This is a genomic window from Halomonas garicola, from assembly GCF_055382465.1.
The window spans coordinates 290832-300801 of record NZ_AP043931.1; the positions used below are offsets into that span (position 1 = coordinate 290832).

The 9970-nt window shown below is 53.5% G+C and carries 9 protein-coding genes and 1 CRISPR repeat array (1 of these 10 running past the window's edge); of the genes, 8 read left to right on the plus strand and 1 reads right to left on the minus strand.

Translation table 11 applies throughout. The features are described 5' to 3' along the window. The first annotated feature begins 54 nt into the window (after window positions 1–54). From cas3 to cas8c (ACZ46Y_RS01740), 3 genes are read left to right on the plus strand one after another with little or no spacing between them, the layout of a single operon-like run. Entirely contained in the window at window positions 55–1956 is a 1902-nt protein-coding gene (gene cas3, locus ACZ46Y_RS01730; RefSeq protein ID WP_311955960.1) for a CRISPR-associated helicase Cas3', read from the plus strand. Window positions 1957–1990: 34 nt separating this feature from the next. Further along, window positions 1991–2659 carry a type I-C CRISPR-associated protein Cas5c gene (cas5c, locus tag ACZ46Y_RS01735; RefSeq protein ID WP_311955958.1) on the plus strand — a complete coding sequence of 223 codons (669 nt, stop codon included), beginning with the start codon at window positions 1991–1993 and terminating at the stop codon, window positions 2657–2659. Beyond that, window positions 2656–3780, plus strand: a complete 1125-nt coding sequence (cas8c, locus tag ACZ46Y_RS01740) for a type I-C CRISPR-associated protein Cas8c/Csd1 (RefSeq protein ID WP_376717589.1) — start codon at window positions 2656–2658, stop codon at window positions 3778–3780. Before cas5c ends, cas8c (ACZ46Y_RS01740) begins: the two co-directional genes overlap by 4 nt. Here the strand turns inward: cas8c (ACZ46Y_RS01740) and ACZ46Y_RS01745 are convergent. Continuing rightward, complete coding sequence (locus ACZ46Y_RS01745) at window positions 3703–4716, minus strand: IS630 family transposase (protein ID WP_464380050.1); 1014 nt, start codon at window positions 4714–4716, stop codon at window positions 3703–3705. The genes cas8c (ACZ46Y_RS01740) and ACZ46Y_RS01745 overlap by 78 nt on opposite strands. A 64-nt stretch (window positions 4717–4780) precedes the next feature. Here ACZ46Y_RS01745 and cas8c (ACZ46Y_RS01750) point away from each other — a divergent pair, with 64 nt between their 5' ends. The 5 genes from cas8c (ACZ46Y_RS01750) (at window position 4781) to cas2 (ending at window position 8525) form a co-directional block, all read left to right on the plus strand. Then, window positions 4781–5533, plus strand: coding sequence for a type I-C CRISPR-associated protein Cas8c/Csd1 (gene cas8c, locus ACZ46Y_RS01750; RefSeq protein ID WP_311955802.1), 753 nt, complete (start codon window positions 4781–4783; stop codon window positions 5531–5533). Continuing rightward, on the plus strand, window positions 5533–6402 hold the full coding sequence (gene cas7c, locus ACZ46Y_RS01755) for a type I-C CRISPR-associated protein Cas7/Csd2 (RefSeq protein WP_311955806.1): 870 nt from the start codon (window positions 5533–5535) through the stop codon (window positions 6400–6402). Before cas8c (ACZ46Y_RS01750) ends, cas7c begins: the two co-directional genes overlap by 1 nt. 9 nt (window positions 6403–6411) lie before the next feature. Continuing rightward, the gene (gene cas4, locus ACZ46Y_RS01760) at window positions 6412–7050 is read left to right on the plus strand and encodes a CRISPR-associated protein Cas4 (RefSeq protein ID WP_311955809.1); all 639 of its coding nucleotides are present in this window, start codon (window positions 6412–6414) and stop codon (window positions 7048–7050) included. A gap of 5 nt (window positions 7051–7055) precedes the next feature. After that, window positions 7056–8096, plus strand: a complete 1041-nt coding sequence (gene cas1c, locus ACZ46Y_RS01765; RefSeq protein WP_311955823.1) for a type I-C CRISPR-associated endonuclease Cas1c — start codon at window positions 7056–7058, stop codon at window positions 8094–8096. A gap of 138 nt (window positions 8097–8234) precedes the next feature. Further along, window positions 8235–8525, plus strand: a complete 291-nt coding sequence (gene cas2 / locus ACZ46Y_RS01770; RefSeq protein ID WP_311955825.1) for a CRISPR-associated endonuclease Cas2 — start codon at window positions 8235–8237, stop codon at window positions 8523–8525. Between the two features lie 188 nt (window positions 8526–8713). Beyond that, window positions 8714–9970: direct repeats of the CRISPR family, unit length 33 nt; unit sequence GTCGCGGCCCGCTCGGGTCGCGCGGATAGAAAC (it continues 1210 nt past the right edge of the window).

Genomic DNA, 9970 nt, shown 5'->3' on the forward strand with positions numbered 1-9970 from the left:
CCGCTACGTTACACGAAAATTTAAGGCCAAGCACTTAGTGGTGAGCGAACGCCATTGAAAAATCGTCTGGAAGCTGAATTGCCCTCGCTAGAATGTATCTGGCAGCAAGAGGTAGGCGAGCTGTTGCCGGATAGGCTGCTGCCTCCGGCTCATTTCCAATCGCGTCGCGATAGGGCGTTTTTCCAGTATGCTTTTTTAGCCAGGATGCTTTTTTCCTGCCTGGTTGATGCCGATTTTATCGATACGGAAGCGTTTTATGCTGTGCATGGGCATGGCGCAGCCCATATACGTGGCGGCGGGCCGTCGCTTTCGGTACTGCGTGACTCCCTGAATCAACATCTGGCTACGTTCAAGGTCGACACTGAAGTGAATCGTCAGCGTAGCCAGATCCTGACCCATGTGCGCGCTCAATCTGAGAAACAGCCTGGTAGGTTTACACTCACGGTGCCCACCGGCGGTGGCAAAACGCTAGCTTCCCTGGCCTTCGCGCTGGATCATGCCATTGCCCACGGCATGGACAGAGTTATTTACGTGATTCCGTTCACCAGCATCGTGGAGCAAAACGCCGCCGTATTTCGCCAAGCGCTGGGTGAATATGGCGAGGCGGCGGTACTGGAACACCACAGCTCCTTTGATGCCGGCAATCACCGTGATCGTGAAACGATCGATAAGCTGCGTCGCGATAGTGATAACTGGGATGCGCCGATTGTGGTTACCACGTCTGTGCAGTTCTTCGAAAGCTTGTTTGCCGCGAAAACATCGCGTTGCCGCAAACTGCATAATATTGCCAATAGCGTGGTGATTCTGGACGAAGCACAGACCATGCCGCTGCCGCTATTGCGCCCCAGCGTGACGGCGTTGGATGAGCTGGCACTGAATTATCGCACCAGCATTGTGTTGTGCACGGCAACCCAGCCGGCGCTGGTCGAAAGCGATGATTCCGAGCGTAGCTTTGAGGGTGGCTTGCGCAATATGCGCGAGCTGGCGCCGAATCCTGAAACACTTTATCGCGACCTCAAGCGCGTTACCGTGCGTCATATAGGCACTTTGGATGATGAAGCACTGCACGATGAGCTGCTGAGAACCCAGCAGGTACTATGCATTGTCAATAACCGCCGCCATGCGCGAGCGCTATTCGAATCTATTGCTGATGACCCCGGTTCTTATCATCTCACTACATCCATGTATGCGGTTCATCGACGCCGAGTATTGGCCGAGATACGGCAAGTGCTGAAAGACGGTAAGCCGTGCCGGGTGATATCCACATCGCTGATAGAGGCGGGGGTTGACGTTGACTTTCCGCGGGTATTGCGTGCCGAAGCAGGGCTGGACTCTATTGCCCAGGCAGCCGGACGCTGCAATAGGGAAGGCAAATATGAGGTGAGTGACAGCGAGGTGGCTATTTTTGCTACCGCCAACGACGACTGGGCTCCGCCTCCGGAATTAAAGCAGTTTGCCCAGGTAACCAGGGAAGTGCTGCGGCAACGCGGCGGTGACCCCCTGTCGCTATCGGCCATTGAGGCTTATTTCCAGCTTTTGTATTGGCAGCAAGGACCGCAGAAATTGGATCGTCATGGCCTGCTAACGTTGGTTGAGAATAGCCGTTTGGAAGGACTGCCGTTTGAAACCATCGAACAGAAATTTCGCATGATCGAGAATACCCAGCGTGCCATCATTATCGCCACCGATGAGGACGGCATTGCGCGTAAAGCTTTGGAAGACTTGTCATTTTCAGAAAGCGTCGGCGGTATCTCGCGAAAACTCCAGCCATATACGGTGCAGGTACCGCAACAAGGTTTCTCAGCGCTGGAGCAGGTGGGGGCCGTGGCGGCCCTTGAGCCTGATAAGTTCGGCGACCAGTTTATGCAGTTGATCAACGAAGATCTCTACGACGAGCGCATGGGACTGGACTGGAATAATCCAACGTTTCGTGCCGGTGAATCCAATATCTGGTAAGCAGGCCGTACGAATAAGAGAAAAGGAGAGGGGCATGACATACGGAGTTCGCTTACATATTTGGGGAGAACGGGCATGTTTTACGCGTCCCGAAATGAAAGTTGAGCGCGTTTCCTATGATGTGATCACACCTTCTGCCGCCCGTGGTATTTTGGAAGCCATCCATTGGAAGCCAGCGATCCGTTGGTGTGTGGATCGTATCCATGTTCTCAAACCGATTCGCTTTGAGTCGCTGAGGCGTAACGAGGTAGCAGGAAAGCTTCCTGCCTCAACGGTTAGCAAGGCAATGAAGACAGACCGCGTTGATGATGTCGCTTATTATGTTGATGAGCATCGCCAGCAGCGTGCCGCTACCATCCTGCGCGACGTGGGCTATGTGATTGAAGCACACTTCGAGTTCACTGAGCGAGCCGACAAGAGCGATACACCCGGTAAACATCTGGATATTTTCAACCGTCGTGCCCGCCAGGGACAGTGTTTTCACATGCCATGCATGGGCACGCGTGAATTTCCTGCCAACTTCTCGCTGATTGAAGACGATGCTGAAATGCCGACAGCTGATGATCAATTAAACGGTCAATTTGATTTGGGCTATATGCTGCACGATATTGATTTTGCCAACGGTAAGGTGCCGCACTTCTTTCGCGCGAGTATGCAGGATGGTGTCATTGAGGTACCGCCTTTTCAGGAGGCTTTGGCATGATTCTATCTGCGCTCAATGAGTACTATCAGCGGCTGGCAGAAGAAAAGAAGGTACCGCCACCGGGTTTCAGTAGTGAAAGAATCAGTTTCTGCCTGGTGTTCTCAGAGAAGGGGGTGCCACTTCAAATTGTAGATCTCCGCGATACTTCCGGTAAGAAGCCCAAGTCAGTGCCCTATCAGGTGCCTGTGGATAAACGTCGGACTTCGGGTATTCATGCCTACCCGCTGTGGGATAAAACTGCCTATGCTCTTGGCGCAACGGCAGGTGAAGGCAAGCGGCTTACCGATGAGCACGCGGCATTTAAAGATCGGCAGGCTGACCTTTTTAGTTCTAGCGATGACTTCGAGCTGCAAGCATTTTTAACGTTTTTAACGCAGTGGTCGCCCGAAAAGCTGACTAGGCTACCCGGGTATAGTGAAGACGTTCTAGATGCCAATATTGTTTTCCGCTTGGATGGCACGCACCACTATTTACACGATAATAAAAATGCACGCCAACTATGGAGCATCACGTTAGAAAATGATGATGAGACGATCGGCGAGTGCCTGGTTACGGGAAAAGAAGCACCGTTAGGTGTGGGCCACCCTGCCATTCGAGGAGTTAGAGGGTCTCAGTCGTCAGGTGCATCGTTGGTTTCATTTAACAGCGATGCATATGAATCCTATGGCCATAAAGGTCAAGCGAATGCAGCGATTTCCAAAGAGGCTATTTTTGGTTATTCAACGGCACTGAATTATTTACTACGCGGCGATGCAGAGAACCATCAACGTCTACAGCTCGGTGATACTACGACAGTATTCTGGGCCAAGTCACACGATAGCAAGCATGCGGAAGCTGCCGAGGGCTTTTTTGCTATGCTCAACGAACCGCCTAGCGATGAGCAAGAGTCGGCTAAGCTCGCAAGCTTGCTGTTGAAGGTTGCCCAGGGTCGACCACTGGCAGAGCTGGATCCGATGCTGGACGCTGACACGCAGTTTTTTGTGCTGGGGTTGGCACCCAACGCAGCGCGTCTTTCCGTGCGCTTCTGGTATGTCGATAAGTGCTTACGCATAATTAATCGTGTGTTCCGTCCCGTAACCTTTGAGCAGTCGATGGACTTCATCGCAGAGCCGATCAAATGATAGATAGGCATCGAGGGGCAGCCAGTGGTATTTGACCTGCCGCCAAAGGATCTCGATTAAGTTCAGCTCTGGCGAGTAAGCGGATAGGTAAACCAGATGCACGCGATGCGACATCCATTCCAGAATCTTGCGCTTAAACGCTTTGGAGCGATGCATACTGGCATTGTCCAGCACGACGATGGCGAAGGCCTCGGGGTCTTTCTGAGCCACAAATTGATCAAACGCCTCGATGACGGTCTCCGTGGTGACCGACTTGGTGGTCGTATGGTAGACCAGCTTCCCTTTTCGGCTCACAAAGCCCAGCACGTTCAGCCTATGGCTATGTGAGTACGCCGTCACTTCCCATGGCTTGCCGACGGAGCTCCATGCATAAGGTATCGATGACGACTGGGAAAAGCCGGATTCATCGAAGTAGTAAAGCTCGTGTTCGCCTCGATCCTCTTGCTCTTGGAGCACTTTCAGAAGGCCCTGGGTATTGCGAAAATCCGTCTCATCGCGTCGGCCCTTTAGTGAGTGCCGAATGCGCTTGAAGCTATTTTGATTTTTTTTCAATGCCCGGCGCAAGGTGTCCGTGCTGAAGGTTTTTCCTGTTTCCTCCTGAAGCCTAGCCTGCAGGGTGCGTAGCTGATGAGGATGCTCCTCCACCAAGGTCTGTAGCCGCTCTCGATCGCTGTCATCAAGAATTGGGGTGCGGCCACTACGGGGCTTATCAACGAGCTCTTCGAGACCGGAGGCTTCCCACTTCTTGAACCAGATCGTCAAGGTATTTCTTCCGACCACTAAAATGTCGCCGATCTGGGCGATGGTGTAGCCTTGGTCGCTCAAGAGGATCGCATGAGCGCGACGGCGCGAGGCGCGTTTCTGCCCGTACTGATGGACATGGGTCAACGCCTGTCGGTCGGTTTCTGTCAGAGGAGAGATGAAGCGCCTTACCATGCTGCCGTCCTAAGCTGATATTATACCGACATTATGCATGAAAATATTTGCCTAGGCACTTAGCTTGGAACGCTTGGCGCAGCATTACGCTTGGCATCATCAGGATTTGAAGCTTGAACCTGCTCCCTGGAAAGGTGTTGCACCCGCGATTTGGCGGCTTTTATACGCTACGGCACCGAGCCGTAATGGAAAAGCCAAAGCAGAAGATATTCCACCGCAGCTAGCGGGAGAGTTAGCTAGAGCTATTTTGACCGGCAGCCGTTATCCATACTCTCTGCTTTCCAACATCATCATGCGGATGCGTAATGATGGCGATATCGATGGTGTTCGTGTCGCACTTTGCAAAGCCGTACTGGCGCGAAAAGGACGTCTTTCCGCGTATTCGAACGCAACTACTCAGGAGGTGCCCGTGAGTCTTGATCGATATTCCACTCATCCCGGCTATCTGCTCGGCAGGCTTTTTGCCGAGCTGGAAAATGCCCAACGCGGTGCGCTAGGAGGGCAGGTTAATGCCCCTATCCGTGATCGTTACTATGGCGCTGCCTCCGCAACACCGGCCAGTATTTTTCCCATGCTGCTGCGCAATGTACAAAACCATTTGTCAAATATGCGCAAGAAAGAAAAAGGCGGGCTGGCGCACACTATAGAAAGTGAAATGGCTGACATTATTGATGGGCTGGGAGAAAAATTTCCTAAAAGCCTGCATATCGAAGACCAAGGAAGATTTGCAATTGGCTATTACCATCAGTCGCAGGCTAGGTTCTCAAAAAAGGCTAAAAAATTGGAAGAATCCGAAGTTGCACAAGGAGATGAATAATGAGCGCCATTGCTAATCGTTATGAATTTGTACTGCTGTTTGACGTGAATAATGGCAACCCCAATGGTGATCCAGATGCGGGAAATCTTCCACGGCTTGATCCCGAAACCAACCAGGGGCTAGTTACAGACGTATGCCTCAAGAGAAAAATCCGCAATTACGTCGAGCTAGAAAAAGAAAACGATGCTGGTTACTCGATTTACATGAAGGAAAAGTCTGTTCTTAATAACCAGCACAAAAAAGCCTATGAGGCGCTGGGGATCAAGCCTACGCCGAAGAAGCTTCCTAAAGAGGCGGAGAAGGCCCACGCACTGACCGAATGGATGTGTAACAACTTTTTTGATGTGCGCACTTTTGGCGCCGTTATGACGACTGAAGTTAACTCCGGCCAGGTGCGTGGGCCGGTGCAGATGGCGTTTGCCAGCTCCATTGACCCTGTTGTGCCCATGGAAGTTTCCATCACGCGTATGGCGGTAACTAACGAGCGTGACCTTGAGAAGGAGCGCACTATGGGGCGTAAACATATCATACCCTATGGCCTATACCGGGCTCATGGATACATCTCTGCCAAACTTGCTGAGCGTACAGGGTTCTCTGACGAGGATCTTGAGCTTTTATGGCGCTCATTAATCAATATGTTTGAGCATGATCGTTCTGCATCTCGGGGTGAGATGTCGGCACGGAAGCTGATTATTTTTAAGCATGATAACCCCATGGGTAACGCGCCGGCTCATCTGCTGTTCGATAGTGTGAAAGTCGAACGCGCCAATGGCGAGAATGAATCTCCGGCCCGCGATTATAGTGATTATCGCGTTTCTATCAATACTGAGCGCTTGCCGAAGGGCGTTAGCGTCGAAGAAAAATTATAGGATAGGAAAATGGAGAATGATGCTCGCTTAGTTCCTCTATCAGCACTGCAGCATATGCTTTTTTGTCCACGCCAGTGTGCACTGATTCACCTTGAACAGCAGTGGGCAGAAAATCGCTATACGGCGGAAGGGCGTATTCTCCATGAGCGTGCCGACCATTTCGGGCATGAGCGGCGGCGTGGTATCCACACAGCTATGGCGCTGCCATTATCCAATAAAGCCTTGGGTTTAACCGGAGTAGCAGATGTCGTTGAATTCGACGAGACCTCCGGAAAGACCACTGTCACTCCGGTTGAGTACAAACGTGGGCGACCCAAGGCGCACCGTGCTGATGAAGTTCAGCTTTGTGCACAGGCACTTTGCCTGGAGGAGATGTTGGATCTCACCATAGAGCACGGAGCGCTTTACTATGGTAAAACGCGACGCCGTAAAACCATCGGGTTTGACGATGTTTTACGAGATCTGACATTGCGGGTCATTGCCGATACTCTCGCACTTTTTGATAGCAATCGTACCCCAGCCGCTATCTATGAAGCCAAGCGCTGCGATCACTGTTCGCTGATAGATATTTGTCAGCCACAAGTGATGGGAAAGCAGCGTTCAGCGAGCCAATGGCTGGTGCGCCAGCTGCAATCGTTAGATGAGTAAGCCTTATGCGTCGTCAGCTAAATACGCTATATATTACTACGGAAGGAGCGTGGCTAAAGAAGCACGGCGCCAATATCGTCATGATGGCCGAGGGTAAAGAGCGGGCAAGACTGCCGGTCCATATGCTCGAGTCACTGGTCTGCTTTGGCCGCGTGCTGGTGTCTCCACCGCTAATGGGTTTCTGTGCCGAGGAAGGCATCACCATTACACATTTGTCACCAAACGGAAAATTTCTCGCGCGTGTTGAAGGGCCGGTATCCGGCAACGTTCTTTTACGGCGCGCTCAGTACCGTATTACCGATGATGAAAACGGCTGTGCAGGTGTTGTTCGTCACGTGCTGGCCGGGAAAGTACATAATCAGCGAGCAGTCGTTGCTCGGGGACTTCGTGATTATGGCTCTAAGCTGGAGATCTCAGAGCGCCAACGTCTGGAGAGAACGAAAACGCGGCTGGGGCGAGTTGCACGCGACTTGCTAAACGAGCCTTTGACGAATGGCTTGCGTGGGTTGGAAGGCGAAGCTGCGCAAACGTATTTCAGCATTTTTGACAGCCTGGTGCGTAACGATAGTAAAGCCTTTCGTTTTACCGGGCGCAACCGTCGCCCACCGCGTGATCGTATCAATGCGCTGCTGTCTTTTTTCTACACCCTGCTGACTCATGATTGTCGTTCCGCACTGGAAAGCGTGGGGCTGGATCCTGCAGTAGGTTTTTTGCACCGTGACCGCCCTGGGCGTCCTAGCTTGGCGCTGGATCTGGCCGAGGAATTTCGTCCGCTTTTGGGAGACCGTTTAGCATTATCGCTCGTGAATCGTCGTCAACTTCGCGAGAAAGATTTTGTGGTGGCTGAGAGCGGTGGGGTAGTGCTGACCGAGGATGCACGCAAAAAGGTGCTAACAGCCTACCAGGAGCGGAAACGAGAAGAGCTATATCATGCTTTTATAAATGAAAAAGTGCCGATAGGTATGTTGCCAATATTGCAGGCTCAGCTATTGGCGCGCCACCTTAGAGGCGACCTAGATGCTTATCCGCCTTTTTTGTGGAAATGAGATGAGTGTCTGTTCATAACTAATCGTGCATTATTGACGTAGCACTTGAACAGCCACAGACGCTTCCAGGCGATCGGTGGGTCTACTATTACGCGTCAAAATATCTGAGCAGCCACTTAACTCTAGGGAGAACGGGCCATGCTGGTTCTAGTTAGCTACGATGTTAGCACCTCATCGGAAGGTGGTAATAGGCGACTGCGTCGGGTGGCCAAAGCCTGTCGGGATGTTGGCCAGCGTGTACAATTTTCCGTATTTGAGATCGAAGTTGATCCTGATCAGTGGGTACGTCTTCGCCAGCAGCTGATTGGTCTGATTGATGAAGACCTTGATAGCCTGCGTTTTTATTTTTTGGGCCGGAACTGGCAAAAACGCATTGAGCATATTGGTGCCAAACCTGCTTTGGATATGCACGGACCCCTTGTGTTTTAGCAAAACACTTGGCTTGCGAACCCTTAGCGTCTCGCATATTGCCGGTAGGTTCGCAGATCTTTAATAACTTGTTTTTGTTGGTTTTTTATCTCTGGCATTATTTATGCAGCAAGTTGTGCTTCATGATTGACGTGTTTCGCGAATTTTTAGGTATTTCCTTTTATTTAACAACGCGTTATAACGGAGCAGTCGCGGCCCGCTCGGGTCGCGCGGATAGAAACCGGCGTCTTCCGCTGCCACCGTAGCATGTTCACGTCGCGGCCCGCTCGGGTCGCGCGGATAGAAACGTCATCGGCTGGCCATTGCAGCCGGTCGGACAGGTCGCGGCCCGCTCGGGTCGCGCGGATAGAAACATCAACCAAGGTTGGCAAGCTGCCGACCTCGCCTCGTCGCGGCCCGCTCGGGTCGCGCGGATAGAAACGTCGCTCAGGTAGTGCCCCAGCGCCGTCCATTCGGGTCGCGGCCCGCTCGGGTCGCGCGGATAGAAACACCGCTGATAACGCCGTCGAGGTGCTGCTGGACAAGTCGCGGCCCGCTCGGGTCGCGCGGATAGAAACAGCGCGCTTGCGCTCAGCCTTGATGGCGGGCTCGGGTCGCGGCCCGCTCGGGTCGCGCGGATAGAAACGGCATCCGTAACCGCGAGATCGTCAACCTGATGCGCGTCGCGGCCCGCTCGGGTCGCGCGGATAGAAACGATGATGCCGGTACCGAACTGGCGATAGACAGCGGTCGCGGCCCGCTCGGGTCGCGCGGATAGAAACGCCAGCGTCTATTATGTCGGCGGCAACCAGGGTAGCGTCGCGGCCCGCTCGGGTCGCGCGGATAGAAACAGCGTGGCGGATACGTCGTCGCGCTGATCAACAGGGTCGCGGCCCGCTCGGGTCGCGCGGATAGAAACGGCACGCAGATGAAGACAGCCGACTGCTTGCAGGTGTCGCGGCCCGCTCGGGTCGCGCGGATAGAAACCTCGACGGCGACATCGAGCGCACCCACTACACCGAGTCGCGGCCCGCTCGGGTCGCGCGGATAGAAACGATGTCATGCTGATGATGATGCAAGACTCAGCTGGTCGCGGCCCGCTCGGGTCGCGCGGATAGAAACCCTCGCCCGGCGTGATGCGCGGATGAAAGCCGAGTCGCGGCCCGCTCGGGTCGCGCGGATAGAAACTTGGCGGACGACATCCTCGATGCCCCCTGATAACGTCGCGGCCCGCTCGGGTCGCGCGGATAGAAACAACCAGCTTACTACCGCATGGCAGCGGCAGACGGTCGCGGCCCGCTCGGGTCGCGCGGATAGAAACTCAGTCCGCGCACTCGGCCCCCAGCGCTGACCCGGTCGCGGCCCGCTCGGGTCGCGCGGATAGAAACGGGCCTGTAGCGGCTCAAGCTCGTTGATCACAAAAACGTCGCGGCCCGCTCGGGTCGCGCGGATAGAAACGTAAAGCC